This is a genomic window from Pseudomonas sp. Pme6b (assembly GCF_058129925.1).
The window spans coordinates 1002896-1020170 of sequence record NZ_CM176704.1; the positions used below are offsets into that span (position 1 = coordinate 1002896).

The following is a 17275-nucleotide window of genomic DNA, read 5'->3' on the forward strand; positions in this document are numbered from 1 at the left end:
TCCGCATTGCTCACGAAGACGTTAGTCTGAACGCCCTGTTTCTGGAGGCTGTACCGGCCTCTTCGCGAACAAGTTCGCTCCTACGGCCTTCGGCCAGAATCAAAAGCAGACTTGTATGTAACGATGAACGCGGAGCGTAGGAACGGTATTCAAAAAGGCTTCAATCCAGATCGCCCATTACCCGTCCGGCAAAGCCGTAGACCTTGCGCAATCCGGCCAGGTCCACCAGCTCGACTTCACGGGACTGGCCCGGCTCGAAGCGCACGGCGGTGCCGGCCGGGATATTCAGGCGCATGCCGCGGCTGGCGGCGCGATCAAAGGTCAGTGCGTCATTGGTTTCGAAAAAGTGGAAATGCGAGCCCACCTGAATCGGCCGGTCGCCGCTGTTGGCAACCGTCAGGCTGAGGGTACGGCGTCCGGCGTTGAGTTCGATATCGCCGGGCTGGATCTGGTATTGACCAGGGATCATGTCGGTTGCCCCAAGGTTTTGAAATAAATGGCGGTCGGATGAAGGCGACCGTCCGGTGTGGCGCAGTAGCCTGGCAGTTCGCCGACGCGGGTGTAGGCCAGCGCGCTATAGAACGCTTCAGCCACCGAGCCCGCTTCGGTGTCCAGGTGCAGCAGCCCGCGTTTGTGTTTTACTGCAACCTGCTCGACTTCGTCCATCAGTTGCCTGCCCAGACCACGACCTCGGGCGCTGGGCAGCACCATCAGTTTCTGCACTTCGGCGCGGTTCAGGCCATTGGGCTTCTGGCACAGTGACAACTGCGCGCTGGCCAGCACATTATCGTCTTCGGCCACCACCCACAGCAGCAGACTGCCTGCGGCGATATCGGCCTTCAGGCCATCGCACCAAGCGTACGCCTGCTGCATATCCAGATCAGCCATGAACCCCACCGATGCGCCGCCGTGAACCGTTTCAAACAGCAACTGCGCCAGACCATGGCGATAATGGGCGAAGCTTTCAGCGGTAACACGTCGCAGTTGTGCATGGTTCATGGCGTGCTCTCTAGAAGGGCTTGGGTGCTTGTGACGCGGGTGCCGGAACACCGGGCGACAAATCCAGTTGCATGAAGGTCAGGTCCAGCCAGCGGCCGAACTTGGTGCCGACTTGCGGCATCTGTCCGGTAGTCTTGAAGCCGAGGCGTTCATGCAGGGCGATGGAGGCCGCGTTGCCGCTTTCGATGGCGGCTACCATCATGTGTTTCTCACAGTCTCTGGCTCGTTCGATCAGCGATGCCATCAGGCGCGGCCCCAGCCCCTTGCCGCGCTGGTCTGCGCGAACATAGACCGAATGCTCCACCGTATGGCGAAACCCTTCGAAGGGGCGCCAGTCGCCAAACGATGAGTAGCCCAGCACCTCGCCTGCGTGGTCGACGGCCACCAGAATTGGATACGCCTGACTCTGGCGAGCTGCGTACCAGACCTGGCGGTTGGCCAGGTCGACCGGTTGTTCATTCCAGATAGCCGTGGTGTTGAGCACTGCGTCGTTGTAGATGGCCAGAATGCCTGGCAGATCGACCGGCAGGGCATCGCGAATCACGTCTTGCATGATCACTCCCTCAGGCAATCGGCTGATGCACGGTGACCAGTTTGGTGCCGTCCGGGAAGGTGGCTTCCACCTGAATCTCCGGGATCATCTCCGCAATGCCTTCCATGACCTGATCGCGGGTCAGCAGGGTCGTGCCGTAGTGCATGAGGTCAGCGACGGTCTGCCCGTCACGCGCACCTTCAAGCAGCGCCGCAGAGATGTAGGCCATGGCTTCCGGGTAATTGAGCTTCACGCCGCGCGCCAGACGCCGTTCGGCAACCAGTCCGGCAGTGAATATCAGCAGCTTGTCTTTTTCGCGTGGTGTCAGGTCCATGGGGCTTCCGTTTGTTCAAATTCGGTGGTTGATCGTTCCCAGGCTTGAGCCCTCATCGTTATGTATAAGTCTGTTTTGGGGTCTGGCCGAAGGCCGTGGGAGCGAACTTGTTCGAGAAGGGGCCGGTGTAGTCGCCGAAAATGCAGCGCCTAAAACATTGTCTTCGCGAACACGTTCGCTCCCACGCCCTGCGGGCAGAAGCGCTAAAAGCCCCCGATTTTCGGGCTTTTCAGGACTTATGTATCACGCTGAGTGTATCAGCGCCGAGGGTGTAGCCTGGAATGCAGAGCGTCCAGTCATCAATCAGGTGTTCCAGATTCTTGGCGTTACCGCCTCGCGTCCCAGCAGGGCAGGGCGCAGGTATTTCCAGATTTGTATCAGCCAGGCGCGCGCGTGCAATGCTTCGTCTGCCAAGCAGCGAGCCACTACAAGGCCCGGCAATTGGGTCAGATCACCGCGTACCGGGTTGGGCATCGACAGCGAGCGACAGGCCTCAAGCAGATCGCTGCTCACTTCACCGGTCAGCAGCAGGGTGGCGAATACCGTTTTGCCGTCCAGGCCGATGGGCGAGTCCAGCAGCCCGTCGCCACCGATAATGCGTTGCCGTTCGTGCCAGAGCAATGTGCCGTCGCGGCGGATATCCAGATGCGACTGAAAATGTCCCTGCTCGAAACGCTCGCCGCTGGCCGGACGGCCCAGTGCTACTACATCCCAGTAGCATAGCTTCGCGTCACCGTGTAGTTCTATGCGGGTGGTAAGTTCTGCCTGGGCATTGCTGAAGACGATGGTTTCCTGCGGCAGCCATTCCAGTGTCGCGCCGGGGTGGACGTGCAGTTCAAGTTGCTGAAAGGCCGGGCTGGCGGCGCGATACCATTTCGCTGCGCCGGGGCTGGTCAGTTGTGCCCAGGCATCGGCACCGACCGTGGCTGAAATGTCCAGCCGGTCTCCCCCGGCGATACCGCCCGGTGGGTGAACGATGATGTGCTGGCACACCTGCGGTCCTTCGGCATACAGATGCTTTTGCACCCGCAGCGGCCCTTTGTGGCGACGTTGGGTCGGGCGTGTGCAGTCATCGAAACGGCCATAACCCAATTCCAGCTCGGCATGCCAGCTGGGGGTAAAAAGGGCGGTGTTGGCAGGCAGATTCATGGTGTCTTCATTGGCTTGTCGAGTGCAGCACGATAACGGATTGGCGCATTAATTAAATAGTCACCAGACCGCGAACCCCTTCGGTCTCCATGTTCTCGCCACGGCCCTGCTGGACGATTTCTCCCCGCGACATCACCAGGTATTGATCGGCCAGTTCCGCCGCGAAGTCGTAGAACTGCTCGACCAGCAGAATCGCCATGTCGCCGCGCTCGGCCAGTTTTTTGATCACTGCGCCGATTTCCTTGATCACCGAGGGCTGAATACCTTCGGTGGGTTCGTCGAGAATCAGTAAGCGTGGACGACTCGCCAATGCCCGGCCTATCGCCAATTGCTGCTGCTGACCACCGGACAGATCGCCGCCACGCCGATGTTTCATCTGCAGCAGCACCGGGAACAGCTCGTAGATAAATGCCGGCACTTCCTTGGCTTCGGAGCCCGGAAAGCGTGACAGGCCCATCAACAGGTTTTCCTCGACCGTCAGCCGGCCGAATATTTCCCGGCCTTGCGGCACATAAGCAATCCCGGCATGCACCCGCTGATGCGTCTTGAACTGGGTGATGGCCTTGCCTTCCCATTGCACCGAGCCTTCCTTCGACGGCAACAAGCCCATCAGCACACGCAACAGCGTGGTCTTGCCTACGCCATTGCGGCCCAGCAGGCAGGTGACTTCACCGACCTTCACATCAAACGACAGACCACGAAGAATGTGGCTGCCACCGTAATACTGATGAAGCTTTTCGACCTGGAGCATGGTGAATGTTCTCGTCGGTTGCAGCGTAATCGTAATGTTGGGACGCGGGGCGTCTGGATAGGTATTTCCGTGCCGCGCGCCGATCAGTTCGTTGCGTCAGCGCCCTAAATACACTTCGATTACGCGTTCGTCGGCCTGCACGTCGTTCAGCGAGCCTTCGCCCAATACGCTGCCTTGGTGCAGCACGGTGACGTGGTCGGCAATCGAGCCGACGAAGCCCATGTCATGCTCGACCACCATCAGTGAGTGTTTGCCGGCCAGGCCCTTGAACAGCTCGGCGGTGAATTCGGTTTCGGCGTCGGTCATGCCCGCCACCGGCTCGTCGAGCAGCAGCAATTGCGGGTCCTGAACCAGCAGCATACCGATCTCCAGAAACTGCTTCTGGCCGTGAGACAGCAAGCCCGCCGGGCGGTGCATGGAGGTGGTCAGGCGAATGGTTTCCAGGACTTCGCGTATCCGGTCCTGCTGTTCGCCGCTCAACCGCGCACGCAAACTGGCCCATACCGATTTGTCGGTCTTTTGAGCCAGTTCAAGGTTCTCGAACACGCTCAAGGCTTCGAACACCGTCGGCTTCTGGAACTTTCGGCCAATTCCGGCCTGAGCAATCTGCACTTCGCTCATCTGCGTCAGGTCCAGCGTTTCGCCGAACCAGGCCTTGCCGTGGCTGGGGCGGGTCTTGCCGGTGATGACGTCCATCAGCGTGGTCTTGCCAGCGCCGTTGGGGCCGATGATGCAGCGCAGCTCGCCCACGCCGATGTACAGATTCAGATCGTTCAGTGCCTTGAAACCGTCGAAGCTGACGCTGATGTCTTCCAGCGTCAGGATCGTGCCGTGTCGTGTGTTCAGCCCTTTACCAGCGCTTTTGCCAAGGCCTACGCATCGCGGCTGGTGCCTGCATCAGAGTTGGGTGCCAGAACCGGTTCAAGCATGAACGACGGGGTAGGAGTGGTTTTCATTGCTCGCTCCTTTTCTTCAGCAAGCCGATCACGCCTTTGGGCAGGTACAGCGTGACGATGATGAACAGCGCGCCGAGAAAGAACAGCCAGTATTCCGGGAAAGCCACGGTGAACCAGCTTTTCATGCCGTTCACCAGACCCGCGCCCAGCAATGGGCCGATCAACGTGCCACGGCCGCCCAATGCTACCCACACTGCTGCTTCGATAGAGTTGGTCGGCGACATTTCGCTGGGGTTGATGATGCCGACCTGCGGCACATACAGGGCCCCGGCCAGGCCGCACAGTATGGCACTCAAGACCCAGACAAACAGCTTGAAGCCGCGCGGATCGTAACCGCAGAACATCAGGCGGTTTTCCGCATCACGCAACGCCGTCAGAACCCGGCCGAACTTGCTCTGCGCCAGGCGCCAGCCGATGTACAGGCTGGCAATCAGCAATAAGACTGTCGCTAGGAACAGCGTTGCTCTGGTTCCTTGGGAACTGATGCTGAAACCCAGAATGCTGCGAAAGTTGGTAAACCCGTTGTTGCCGCCAAAGCCGGTCTCGTTGCGAAAGAACAGCAGCATGCCGGCAAACGTCAGGGCCTGGGTCATGATCGAGAAATACACGCCTTTGATCCGCGAGCGGAAGGCGAAGAAGCCGAACACCAGCGCCAGCAGCCCAGGTGCGAGGACCACCAGACACAGCGCCCAGAGGAAATTGTCGGTGCCTGCCCAGTACCACGGCAGTTCGGTCCACGACAGGAACGTCATGAACGCAGGCAAACCATCACCTGCGGCCTGGCGCATCAGGTACATGCCCATGGCATAGCCGCCCAGTGCGAAGAACAGGCCGTGGCCCAGCGACAATAGCCCGGCGTAGCCCCAGACCAGATCCAGCGCCAGGGCGACAATGGCGTAGCAGAGGATTTTGCCCACCAGGGTCAAGGTGTAGGCCGAGACCTGAAAGCTGTTATCGGCAGGCAACAACGACAGCAACGGCAGTGCCAGCAGCACAGCCAGTATCACAATGCCTGCGGTCAACGTGCCTTTGGGGCCGACTTTTTGTGCGGCAGTTACCATCAATGGCTGGCTCATCAGTCGATCACCCGTCCTTTCAATGCGAAGAGGCCTTGCGGACGTTTCTGGATAAACAGAATGATCAGCGCCAGTATCAGGATCTTGCCCAATACAGCGCCGATTTGCGGTTCGAGAATCTTGTTGGCAATGCCCAGCCCGAAGGCCGCCATCACGCTACCGGCCAGTTGTCCGACACCGCCGAGCACCACCACCAGGAATGAGTCGATGATGTAGCTTTGGCCAAGGTCGGGGCCGACGTTGCCGATCTGGCTCAGGGCGACGCCGCCCAGACCTGCAATGCCCGAGCCCAGACCGAATGCCATCATGTCGATGCGCCCGGTCGGCACACCGCAGCAGGCAGCCATGTTGCGGTTCTGGGTGACGGCGCGCACGTTCAGACCCAGTCGGGTCTTGTTCAACAGCAGCCAGGTCAACACGACCACGAACAGGGCGAAGGCGATGATCACGATGCGGTTGTAAGGCAATACCAGGTTAGGCAACACCTGAATGCCGCCTGACAGCCATTGCGGGTTGGCGACTTCAACGTTCTGCGCGCCGAAGGCCAGACGTACGGCTTGAATCAGCATCAGGCTAATGCCCCAGGTGGCGAGCAGGGTTTCCAGTGGACGGCCATACAAGTGACGGATGACCGTACGTTCCAGGGCCATGCCGATCACGGCGGTGACAAAGAACGCCACCGGCAGTGCGATCAGCGGATAGTATTCGATGGCGCCCGGCGCATAGCGCTGCAGCATCAGTTGCACGACATAGGTTGAATAGGCGCCCAGCATCAGCATCTCGCCATGGGCCATGTTGATCACCCCAAGCAGGCCGAAGGTGATCGCCAGGCCCAGCGCCGCCAGCAGCAGGATCGACCCCAGCGACATGCCGCTGAACGCCTGACCGAGGATTTCGCCGATCATCAGCTTGCGCTTCACCTGTGCCAGGCTGGTTTCAGCCGCCACGCGTACCGAAGCGTCGGTTTCCACGCCGGGCGCCAGCAATGATTCAAGACGGGTACGCGCCAGCGGGTCACCGGTTTCACCCAGCAGTCGCACGGCAGCCAGACGTACTGTCGGGATGGAGTCGACCATTTGCAGGTTGGCCAGCGCCAGGGCCAGCGCGCTTTTGACGCTGGAATCGGTTTCGCTGGCGACACGTTCGGTCAGCAGCTCCAGTTGTGCAGGGCGAGCGCTTTTTTGCAATTGCAGGGCTGCTGCCATGCGCAGTTGCGTATCGGCTGCCAGCAGTTGGTGGCTGGCCAGCGCTGTTTCAATCAGACCACGCAGCCGGTTGTTCAGGCGCAGTTTGCGCGGTTCGTCAGGAGTTGGGGCGTCGGCTGCTGCAGGGGCTTGTGCATCGGCCGGCACGTATTGATCGTTGTTTTCGATCCAGGCGCGCTTGCTGCTGTCGGCGGCAACACGGCCATCGCGCAGAGCTTCAAGCAGTTCAACGCGTTCCGCTGTCGGCTTGGCTGCCCAGGCCTCCAGCAGCTCGGCCTGTTGTGCAGAACTGGCTGCGACAAAATCACTGGCATCGCTGGCCTGAGCTGCAAGGGGCAGCAGCAGGCTGATAGCGAGGATGAAACGGTAGAAGTAGGAAGGCATATCAATATGGCCTTGATTGAGTGTGGCGCCGTCTGCTCTTGATTCTGGCCGAAGGCCGTGGGAGTGAACTTGTTCACGAAAGGGCCGTTACATTCACTGAAGATGTATCGTTTGAACAGCCGCCTTCGCGGACAAGTCCGCTCCTACAAAAAATGCTTTCCACCCTGAGGCCGAGCGAACGTGTGCGTACGACTAGCGCTGGAGCGTAGGGGCGAGAGTTGTTGTGCTCTCAGCCCCGTCACATCAGTTGCTCTTCACGGGATGATCAGGCTTTTTGTCGTTGCCAGGAATGTAGGGGCTCCATGGCTGGGCGCGGATCGGCTCTTTGGTCTGCCAGACGACGTTGAACTGACCGTTGTCCTCCACTTCGCCAATCATTACCGGCTTGTGCAAGTGGTGGTTGGTTTTGTCCATGGTCAGGGTGAATCCCGACGGTGCTGCGAAGGTTTGTCCGGCCATTGCCTCGCGTACCTTGTCCACGTCAGTGGTTTTGGCTTTCTCGACTGCCTGTGCCCACATGTGAATACCGACGTAGGTAGCTTCCATCGGGTCGTTGGTCACCGCTTTGTCAGCGCCTGGCAGGTTTTTCTTTTTGGCGTAGGCAGTCCAGTCAGCGACGAACTTCTTGTTGACCGGGTTTTCCACCGACTGGAAGTAGTTCCAGGCGGCGAGGTGGCCTACCAGTGGTTTGGTGTCGATGCCGCGTAGTTCTTCTTCGCCTACCGAAAACGCTACAACCGGTACGTCGGTGGCTTTCAGGCCCTGGTTGGCCAGTTCTTTGTAGAACGGCACATTGGAGTCGCCGTTAACGGTGGAGATAACCGCTGTCTTGCCACCTGCAGAGAACTTCTTGATGTTGGCCACGATGGTTTGATAGTCGGAGTGACCGAACGGGGTGTAGACCTCTTCGATGTCTTTATCCGCTACACCCTTGGAGTGCAGGAATGCACGCAGAATCTTGTTGGTGGTACGTGGGTAGACATAGTCGGTGCCGAGCAGGAAGAAGCGCTTGGCCGAACCGCCTTCTTCACTCATTACATACTCGACCGCAGGGATCGCCTGTTGGTTAGGCGCGGCACCGGTGTAGAACACGTTGGGCGACATCTCTTCGCCTTCGTACTGCACGGGGTAGAACAGCAAGCCGTTGAGTTCCTCAAAGACCGGCAGTACCGATTTGCGCGATACCGATGTCCAGCAACCAAAGACCACCGCCACCTTGTCCTGGGTCAGCAATTGGCGGCCTTTTTCGGCGAACAGTGGCCAGTTGGAAGCCGGGTCGACAACCACTGCTTCGAGCATCTTGCCGTTGACGCCGCCTTTGGCGTTGATCTCGTCAATGGTCATCAAGGCCATGTCTTTGAGCGAGGTCTCGGAGATCGCCATGGTCCCGGACAACGAATGCAGAATACCGACCTTGATGGTTTCGGCAGCCTGAACGGTCCAGGTCAACCCCATGGCGGCGATCGATGCGGACAGGGTAAAGGCTTTGATCAGGCTGCGACGCTTCATTGACTAGCTCCCTTGGTTCATTTTTTTGATAGGTCTGCGGCGGTGCATTACGTTGCTCTTTCAACCGTTAGCAAGGTCTGGGCCAACCTAAGCGCGTCGCAAAATGGAACGAATGTGTCGCGCAGTAAAGGGTATGCGCACCAACCTGGAACGGGGCAGGAAGAGGGCGTGCGCTATGCGCTGCAATGGTGCGGACCATGAAATACCAGCATTGTCTCTACTGCCGTTGTGTTCAAACGGCCAAGCGCCTCATACCCAGAACTCCTGTGCTCCGGTGTAAAGATCGTAGGTCTGGTCAACGAGTCGCTCGGGAGCATCGAACCAGGCGAACAGCTGGCCGTTGACCCGTGTTGTCGCACCCAGTTGCACGCGAGTTCCAGGCGGGATGGCGACGTGATCACCGAGAAAGCCGGTAAACATGTTCTTCTTGGGCACATTAGGCGCGAAGATAAAGAATACCGGGTGATTTTCCGAGTTAGCGTTACTGCTCACAAATCCATCCTGGCTCCATCTGGAGGCATTGGCTCGCGATACCGATGCGGACTGCACGCCATTATCTGTAAACACCGCACCTATCTCGCGTTCCAGACATGCCACTCCTTCGCTGGATACATACGTGGAGCGAAAGGCAGTGCCATGCCATGGCTTGAGTTTGTAGAACTGGCGGAGAAACCTGCTTGTGGTGGCGTTGCGCATACCGTTTCGCAATACAGGATTGATGGCTGCCGAACCTCCCTCTGTATAAGCTGCTATTTCCGAAAAGCTTTCTGCGTTGGACGCTTTACTCAGGGCGAGGTAATCGGCCTCGAACTTCAAACGTTCAGCGCTGCTTGCTTCTTCCAGGGACGCAGGCCAGGCAGTTGTCAGGCTGGTCAGGTGTGCTTGGGCATTGCGGATGGCTGGCTGACTCAGCCGCGGTATTTGTTTTCCCACGGTTTTCCAGGCACCGCTGGTAGTACGCAAGGCAAATTCCTGCTCATGCACCAACTGCGTTGCATCCATGGGGTTCGGCCGATAAAGGCGCGAGTGGCCGAACATGTTGGCACGACGGCTTATGAAGCAGGTCTGGCCCTCTATCTCGATGGCAGTGAAGCGGTGAGGGTCCATAGCGAATGAAAGGGACTTCCCCGTCCAGAGGGCGCGGCGAAAGTCGCGAATCGGCATCGAAGTGCCATGATGAAGTGTCAAACCTGCATCAAAACCACAGGAGGGGAAGTCCATGCCAATTATTACCGTGGGAATCGATCTAGCCAAGGCCGTATTCGCCGTTCACGGCGTCGATGAGGCTGGTAAAGCCACCTTGGTGAAGCCCAAGGTTGCGCGGGATCAACTGGTGCCATTGATCGCCCAGTTGCCCCCGTGCTTGATTGGTATGGAGGCTTGCTCAGGCGCTCATCATTGGGCGAGGGTGTTCGCCGAGCACGGCCATACGGTCAAGTTGATGGCTCCTAAACTCGTTTCGCCTTATCGAATGTCGGGTAAGCGCGGCAAGAACGATGCCGCAGATGCTGCCGCGATCTGTGAGGCAGTGCCCCGACCCAGCATGCGGTTTGTCCCTGTTAAAGACGAGCATCAGCAGGCCACTCTTTGCCTTCACCGAACCCGCCAGGGATTCATCGAAGAACGCACCTCTACGTACAACCGACTGCGCGGATTACTTTCTGAATTCGGCGTGGTCCTGCCACAAAGCCCAGAGCGATTGAGAAAAGAGATTGGTCCCTGTCTGGACACCTTGCCTGGCTGGGCAAGACGGTGCATGAGTGAACTGTTGGAGCACACCAGCCATATCGAGGATCGGCTGGTGGAACTTGATCGAGCCATCAATCAGATCGCTCGCGAAGACGACCGCAGCCGTAGGCTGCTGCAATTGCGTGGGGTTGGCTCGACCACAGCAAGTGCTTTAGTGGCCAGTATTGGAGATGGGCACGACTTCAGAAACGGTCGCCAAGTGGCTGCCTGGCACGGTCTGACGCCAAGCCAGTACAGTAGCGGCGGCAAGCAGCGCCTGGGAAGTATCACCAAAGCCGGGGATGCCTATTTACGCAGTCTACTGGTGCTTGGAGCTCGATCTGTCATGGCCAACCTGGGCAATAAGCAAGACCCTCTCAGTCGCTGGATCCGCAACCTCATGGAGCGACGGGGTTACTGGCGTGCGGCCGTGGCGATTGCCGCCAAGAATGCGAGGATGGCCTGGGCCGTTCTGCATTACGGCGACACGTTCAAGCCTGAACAGGCAGAACCAACGGGCGCGTAAACACCAGAGGTCATGACTGATCACCTTGTAAGGCGTTAGGGCGAGGATCATGAGCGGATAAAAGGATCAATGTGCACTGCCGTCGTTGATGTGAAGCGGGTTGGACCTGCGTGGGGGATACCTGAAAAATCGTATGGGAAATTCAGTCCCGGTTAGCGAACGAGGCCCTCACGTGCGTCTTTCATCAGGGTCCGAGCGATCAGCTCAAGATGACCGTTTGTAGTACCGCAGTCCTTCACCTTCTTACGTCGATCCGGCATATGCAGCGGAGTCAAACAGAAACTATTGGGCTTGTGCTCAATGGGGAAGCCCTTGTAGACGATTAATTTAGAGTCTGCAAAACGTGGGGCTTTGGAATGCGACAGGAGATAGCCAATCTGCATCTGCCCATCGCGACCCACCCTGCGAATCAGGTGCGGACTTCTTGCTGCTCCGGAGGCATGCGTTACCGGTTTAAGGGCTAGCGCCACATGGCCAATGAGAGCAGTGGCAAGATAGCCAATGGCGCTCAGAAACTCCTCGGCGGCTCCTTCGTGGTCGCCTTCGTCTATTTTCGAAAAGGCGTTCCAGGTTTTATACAGGCCCACGCCCAGCGCAACAGGCATCATGATCGGTTCAGGCAGAAACAGAATTGCGATACCGGCGATCAGATCGAAGCTTCGGCCGGCTTGCCCCTGATTGGTTTCCTGGCTCATATGCCGCTTGGCTTCGCTGATCAACTGAGTGATCCTGGTCTCGTGAATTTCCTCGTAAATATCTTTGCTCTGGCGGATAAAAACGACTGGATGCAGCAGCCTTGAAGGGATCGGTATCAGCGAAAATTGAGTAAGTACCTGTGGCGGGCGCCAGTGCTTTGCCTCTTTCTCGTACTGCATGGCACGCAGCGTCTCCAGACGCCTGGACAGCGGTATTTGCTTAAGCAGGTACTGCTGAAACGAGACTTCTTCCAGAAAGGTGGTGGTGAGATGAAACATGCTGTTGAACCAGCGGAAAACGATGCCGTCGGAAGCATTCAGTGTGCACAGTACAAGCGGTCCCTTATCGAATTTCCCCGCGGGAGCGATCAGCATGACATTGGTCATCTTGAATTGATTGACAGTGAAAAACCTGACTTCGATGGCTTCATCTTTGATGGTTCGGCGCCCTTGCGGTGCTGGCGAATCCAGCACTGCTTTGATCCACTCTCGACCCGCTGGCGCAAACGCCAGTTGTTCGATCTCCAGCAGCATCATCTTCATCTGAGCTTCCAGCATGACTTTTCGTGACTGCTTGAGTTGTTGCGCATACGCCGATGTTTTCAGATTTAGGTCGAGGTACTCGCTGAGGTGTTGGGGGGCCTCAATGGTTGTAACCAATTCCTTGATGGTGGCTTTGTCCAGTTTCCTGATGACTGCGCCTTCACTATCCATAGCCTGGATCAGCAATGCATCCTTAGCTTTGGCCCGGTAGGCATGGGTGTGTGCCAACTGCCATAGCGAAGTCTTCGCGGTCTCGGTTGCGGGCATCATAGGCGCGCCGGGAATATCCAGCACTTCAGTGCCGGTTGTATAGGTCAGTGAAACAATAATGTGCTGCGCTGCTACCTCCACTGAGGCTCGTTTCAATACGTCCTCGAGCTGCTTGTCGATATAGCGCGTGAAGTAAGTGCGGCTGTCGTTATCCGGCTGACCGAAGTGGTCCTTGCTGTTTTTGCGAATATTCACAACCGATTGGCCAAACCGCTGCGCCTGCTCATGCCATTCAATGCGCTGCGACTGCTTCATGGTTTTCCACCATGCAGGCATCTGGCTTTCCACCAGATCGTTATCGAGCCGGTCCAGGCGCCAATGGTGGTCGAAGTAAACTTCTGATCCCAGCAGTTGCACTATCGATTGCTCGAAACAAACCGCATCCATTCGTTGGGTGCGGGCAAGCTGTACGGCCTGAGCGAACATAGATTGCTGTCTGGTGATCTGGCGTGTATGCAACAGGCTTAGAAAGTTGCCTTCCAGCAAAGTGTATTGCCACTGCAAGATGTTGCTGTCAGGTGCAGCCTGGACTGGTTGGTCAGCCTCGGAATCAGCCAGCAGACGTCGTCTGTAATCAGGTTCAGCCCCTCGTCGAGCAAGGGCTTCGTTCATTTGTGTCAAGGATGCAAATGCTTCCAGCCCGTCATGCGGGGTGAACAGCAGCACATCTTCAAGCTCCTCCTGATCGATCTGCACAGGTTCATCACGAAGACGTCTTGCGATTACAAACGCCCCGTAAAGCGAAAGCGGAGGGCTATCACCAGCGCTTGCCGAAAGTCCATAAACGCTGTGTGGCTGCAGCTCGGCAGTATTTCCGTCGGGGTCAGGGGCGCAGGCTGCCAATGCTGCCGACAGCAGGCTGTAGTGCCCGGTCGTCATTTTTTCGAGGGCAATCTGCACCGCGCATTCAGATTTCATGCACTCGATCTGCTCGGCGACAAACTGGTGTCCCTTGGTTTCGCCATCCGATGTTGCAATGCTCCAGTAGTCCGCAAGTTTCTGGCTATAGAACTGTTCCAGTTGCTGGCTGACCTGGGTATAGAAAGTCGCGATAGCTGCGCGGCCCAGCGGTTGGATGGCTGGTGTTTGCGAAGTGGACGACGGAGTCGGGTAAAGGCCTTGCACATCATGGTCGGTCCAGTTCAGAAGGCCGGTGAAGTGCTCGATCAGACTGGGGATCAGCGGAACACTGTGAATATTGGCTCCCTTGTCCGGTATTTCTTTGCTGTCAAGGTAGGTCAGCCATGTTGTCTGCACATCCAGCTCGGGTTTGAGGGGGGAGAGCAGGGTACTGGCCAGCTCCTGGGTTGCTTTGCTGAAACCAGGTGGATACGTGTCGCTGGCAAGCGAACGTTGTGGAGGTGGTGCTGATGTTATGAGCGGTAGGTTCATGGTGCCGATTCGCCTGCATGATGGATGATCCGCTTAAGGCATTGGCCGGGCGGTTCATTTCATGTAGTCAGGGCTGACGGCGCACGGCTATCGGCCAGCGCAGGTCGGTGAAGGCAGCATTGGCGATCTGGTCGGTAGGAAGTTTCGGGGGCATGGAAGGTTCAAAGCAGGGCGGGACCTGAAACCGGGTATGAGGAGGAATTCATCACAACGCCACTCAATGGTTTCAGGCCCCGCAGCGAGCAATCTAAGCTGTTGCCGCTGTTTTGGCAAAGCGTGAAAGCACTATTCGATCAAGCACCCAGACAATCAGCATCGAAATACCCACCAGAGGGAATATGACGCCCAGGGCAATCATGACCACTGTCGCGGTTTTCCAGCGTGGCAGGTCGTGGCGCAATGGCGGTACACCCAGCCCGCTCCGAGGTCGGCGCTTCCACCAGATCACCAACCCACTGACCGAGCTGAGCAGTACCATCAGGCAGACCAGCAGGATCAGCAACTGATTGATCCAGCCGAAAAATTTACCTTCATGCAGCATCACGCCCAGCTCGGTGGCCTTGGACACTGCGCTGTAATCAACGTAGCGCACGTCGGCCAGCACCTTGCCGGTGTATTGATCGATATGCAGCGTCGCGTCATCGCGCGGGTCGTCGGCGAACACCGACACGGTGAACACGCCATCAGCTGTTTTAGGCTGGGTGATGCTGTAGCCCGGTACGATCTCTCTGGCGCGTGCAATGTCGACAACTCGCTGCAATGACACGGTTGGCGCTGCCGGTGCGCTGGACATATGCATGTGGTCCATGTGCTCGGCGTGCTCGCCGGTTGAAACCGGCATCGGCGTATTTTCCATGGCCCATGGCACGGTCTGCACGCTGGCATTGTTCAACTCGCCAGCCTGCTTGTCGGACTTGGGCACGTCAGTCCACATGGCTGCCGGGAAGGTGTTCCATACCGCAGCGTATTGTTTGCCCCATAGCCCGGTCCAGGTCATGCCGCTCAACAGCATGAACAACAGCAAAAACGCGCCCCAGAAACCGGTCACCGCGTGCAGATCACGCCACAGCACGCGCCCCTTGGCGGTCAGGCGTGGCCAGAACACGCCGGCGGCCGAGCGGCCTCGGGGCCACCATAGATAAAGGCCGGAGACCACCAGCACAATCCCCCAGCCAGCCGCCAGCTCGACAAGCCGGTCACCCAGCGTACCGATCATCAGCTCGCCATGCAGTGCGCGGGCAATCGCCTGCAGGTTCTTTTTGGCGTCCTGGGTGCCAAGAACCTCGCCGCGATAGGGGTCAATGAAGACATTCACCTCGCGGCCCTGCTCGCTGATCACAAACTGCGCACTGCCCTCGGCGTTTAACGGCGGGAAATACTTGCCAATGGCTGCCTGTGGGTAAGCACTCTTTACCCGCTGTTGCAGCTCGTCGGCAGTGAGGCGGTGCTCGGCCGGTGCCACGCTGAGCAGGTCGTGGTACATCAGGTTGTCCAGTTGCGGCTTGAACAGGTAAATGATGCCGGTCAGCGATAACAGGATCATGAACGGCGCGACGAACAGCCCTGCATAGAAATGCCATCGCCAGGCAAGGTTGTAAAAAGAGACATCAGGTTTGGACACGTTCAACGCTCCCCAATAGGGATAACACAGCACGAATGGCGCGCAGCCTTGAGCTGCGCGCCGTCGTGGAATCTTTTTTTCGGGTTATGCCGTGGTGAGCGCTGGCGGTGCCCGGCTTCGGGCATTGGGGAATATAGCCTTGTGTGCATGCCCCGGCAGCGGCTGCGAGGCAAAGAAATCACCCGGCCTTGGCGGCGGGGCTGCGACCAGTTCCAGCACATGGGGCAGCGCCGGGCAACTGAATAGCAGTGTGCAATAGCCGCATTTTGCCCACAGCGCGTGATCGCTCATGCCCGCATCGGCAGGCATGGAATGCTCGCCGCCGTGATGGGCGTGGCTGTCTGCCGACATATCCATACTGGCTGGCATGGACATCGACATGCCGACGTGATGATCCATCGGCATCGACTGGGAAACCAGTGGACCGATAAAGATCATCAACATGGCGAACAGACTCAGCCATGCGCCCCGTTTGTTACGGGTGGCTGATCTGTCGCGAACGCGGCGCAATGTGCTCACTTTGTAAAACGACTCAGTGCTGGTGTTCCGGAGCCTGCTTTTGTACCACGACCTGCACCTCGACATCTCCCGCCTTTTCAAAATGCAGGGTCATCGGGAAGCGTTGGCCGGTGACCAGCTTCGAACGGTCTTTCAGGTCCAGCAGCATCACGTGCCAGGCCATCGGCGCGAAACTCACCTTCGCACCGGCCGGGATGTCGACCGCCTGAACGTGCTGCATCTTCATCAGCCCGTCGGCGTGTATATGTTCATGCAACTGCGCTTGCCCGGCGATGGGGCTGTCGACGCTGATCAGACGATCTGCGCTGTCGCCCTTGTTCTCGACAGTGAAATACGCCGCGACCGTCGGCGCATTGGGCGGCAGCTCCATTGACCAGGGATGGCCAATCAGCAACGGCCCAGCCTTGTACTCATGGGCCTGGGCAAAGCAGGCTGGCAGCAGTAATGCGGCCAGCAGGAGTGCGTTTTTGAGCATTGAGGGGGTTCTCCGGAGGTTTTAGAAAAAGAGTGAAGGGCAGCTCGACTGGACATACGAAACACTCAGGTAAACCTTTAAGCACACGCTAAGTGTGCGCGCTTTGTAGAGTCGCTCCCAAGCACGCAGCCATAAGGTGATGGGATGAGTGAGAGGGCAAAGTCGCATCGTTTGCGCATCGGACGGATCTCCGGTACAGGCCAGATTTATCTGGTCACCGCGAAAACACTCCAGAGAAAACCTGCTTTTTCTGACTGGCGCATGGGGCGTCTCTTCGTCGATGAGCTTCGGCAAGTCCAGGAGCAGCAACTGGCCGATTCATTAGCGTGGGTCGTCATGCCGGACCATATTCACTGGCTGCTGCAGTTGAATAGCCACTCGTTATCCAGAGTTGTACAGCGCGTCAAATCGAAAAGCGCGATCACCATAAACAGAGCCAGCGGCTGCAGTGGACCTTTTTGGCAAAGCGGATACCACGACGTAGGCATCCGCACTGAAGAAAGCCTTTTAAATTTCGCCCGTTATATTGTTGCCAATCCTGTTCGAGCCGGCTTGGTCAAAAGCGTGCGTGATTATCCCTTATGGGACGCAATTTGGCTTTGAAAATAACG

At 57.9% G+C, this 17275-nt stretch carries 14 protein-coding genes and 3 pseudogenes; 2 read left to right on the plus strand and 15 right to left on the minus strand.

Annotation, left to right across the window (positions count from 1 at the left end):
* Positions 1-160: 160 nt before the first annotated feature.
* The 11 genes and pseudogenes from AC4ANE_RS04485 to AC4ANE_RS04535 form a co-directional block, all read right to left on the minus strand.
* Positions 161-469, minus strand: coding sequence for an urease subunit beta (locus AC4ANE_RS04485; protein ID WP_002555403.1), 309 nt, complete (start codon positions 467-469; stop codon positions 161-163).
* Positions 466-999 (minus strand): tabtoxinine-beta-lactam acetyltransferase Ttr, encoded by a 534-nt coding sequence (ttr, locus tag AC4ANE_RS04490; RefSeq protein ID WP_002555402.1) that lies wholly within the window; start codon positions 997-999, stop codon positions 466-468. The genes AC4ANE_RS04485 and ttr overlap by 4 nt, the downstream gene beginning before the upstream one ends.
* 10 nt (positions 1000-1009) lie before the next feature.
* Positions 1010-1552, minus strand: a complete 543-nt coding sequence (locus tag AC4ANE_RS04495; RefSeq protein WP_002555401.1) for a GNAT family N-acetyltransferase — start codon at positions 1550-1552, stop codon at positions 1010-1012.
* 10 nt (positions 1553-1562) lie between these two features.
* Positions 1563-1865, minus strand: coding sequence for an urease subunit gamma (gene ureA / locus AC4ANE_RS04500; protein WP_002555400.1), 303 nt, complete (start codon positions 1863-1865; stop codon positions 1563-1565).
* A gap of 303 nt (positions 1866-2168) precedes the next feature.
* Positions 2169-3014 carry an urease accessory protein UreD gene (locus tag AC4ANE_RS04505; protein WP_002555399.1) on the minus strand — a complete coding sequence of 282 codons (846 nt, stop codon included), beginning with the start codon at positions 3012-3014 and terminating at the stop codon, positions 2169-2171.
* A gap of 52 nt (positions 3015-3066) precedes the next feature.
* Positions 3067-3765: an urea ABC transporter ATP-binding subunit UrtE gene (gene urtE / locus AC4ANE_RS04510; protein WP_002555398.1), complete on the minus strand. Its 699-nt coding sequence runs from the start codon at positions 3763-3765 to the stop codon at positions 3067-3069.
* Positions 3766-3861: 96 nt separating this feature from the next.
* A pseudogene (gene urtD / locus AC4ANE_RS04515) lies at positions 3862-4721 on the minus strand (urea ABC transporter ATP-binding protein UrtD).
* Positions 4718-5797 (minus strand): urea ABC transporter permease subunit UrtC, encoded by a 1080-nt coding sequence (urtC, locus tag AC4ANE_RS04520; protein WP_031597722.1) that lies wholly within the window; start codon positions 5795-5797, stop codon positions 4718-4720. Before urtC ends, urtD begins: the two are co-directional and overlap by 4 nt.
* On the minus strand, positions 5797-7386 hold the full coding sequence (urtB, locus tag AC4ANE_RS04525) for an urea ABC transporter permease subunit UrtB (RefSeq protein ID WP_002555395.1): 1590 nt from the start codon (positions 7384-7386) through the stop codon (positions 5797-5799). The genes urtC and urtB overlap by 1 nt, the downstream gene beginning before the upstream one ends.
* A 243-nt stretch (positions 7387-7629) precedes the next feature.
* Entirely contained in the window at positions 7630-8895 is a 1266-nt protein-coding gene (gene urtA, locus AC4ANE_RS04530) for an urea ABC transporter substrate-binding protein (protein ID WP_002555394.1), read from the minus strand.
* Positions 8896-9144: 249 nt separating this feature from the next.
* Positions 9145-10014: pseudogene (locus tag AC4ANE_RS04535) on the minus strand (dermonecrotic toxin domain-containing protein); the annotation flags it as partial.
* Between the two features lie 100 nt (positions 10015-10114).
* Here AC4ANE_RS04535 and AC4ANE_RS04540 point away from each other — a divergent pair.
* On the plus strand, positions 10115-11149 hold the full coding sequence (locus AC4ANE_RS04540; RefSeq protein ID WP_460408723.1) for an IS110-like element ISPsy16 family transposase: 1035 nt from the start codon (positions 10115-10117) through the stop codon (positions 11147-11149).
* Between the two features lie 317 nt (positions 11150-11466).
* Here AC4ANE_RS04540 and AC4ANE_RS04545 read toward each other — a convergent pair.
* The 4 genes and pseudogenes from AC4ANE_RS04545 to AC4ANE_RS04560 all read right to left on the minus strand — a co-directional run.
* A pseudogene (locus AC4ANE_RS04545) lies at positions 11467-14049 on the minus strand (dermonecrotic toxin domain-containing protein); the annotation flags it as partial.
* Between the two features lie 247 nt (positions 14050-14296).
* The gene (locus AC4ANE_RS04550; RefSeq protein WP_002555391.1) at positions 14297-15670 is read right to left on the minus strand and encodes a PepSY-associated TM helix domain-containing protein; all 1374 of its coding nucleotides are present in this window, start codon (positions 15668-15670) and stop codon (positions 14297-14299) included.
* Between the two features lie 84 nt (positions 15671-15754).
* On the minus strand, positions 15755-16189 hold the full coding sequence (locus AC4ANE_RS04555) for a DUF2946 domain-containing protein (RefSeq protein WP_002555390.1): 435 nt from the start codon (positions 16187-16189) through the stop codon (positions 15755-15757).
* Positions 16190-16202: 13 nt separating this feature from the next.
* Positions 16203-16664, minus strand: coding sequence for a copper chaperone PCu(A)C (locus tag AC4ANE_RS04560; protein ID WP_002555389.1), 462 nt, complete (start codon positions 16662-16664; stop codon positions 16203-16205).
* Positions 16665-16808: 144 nt separating this feature from the next.
* On the opposite strand from AC4ANE_RS04560, the gene AC4ANE_RS04565 reads away from it, so the two are divergent.
* On the plus strand, positions 16809-17267 hold the full coding sequence (locus AC4ANE_RS04565; RefSeq protein WP_002555388.1) for an REP-associated tyrosine transposase: 459 nt from the start codon (positions 16809-16811) through the stop codon (positions 17265-17267).
* The last annotated feature ends 8 nt before the right edge of the window (positions 17268-17275 follow it).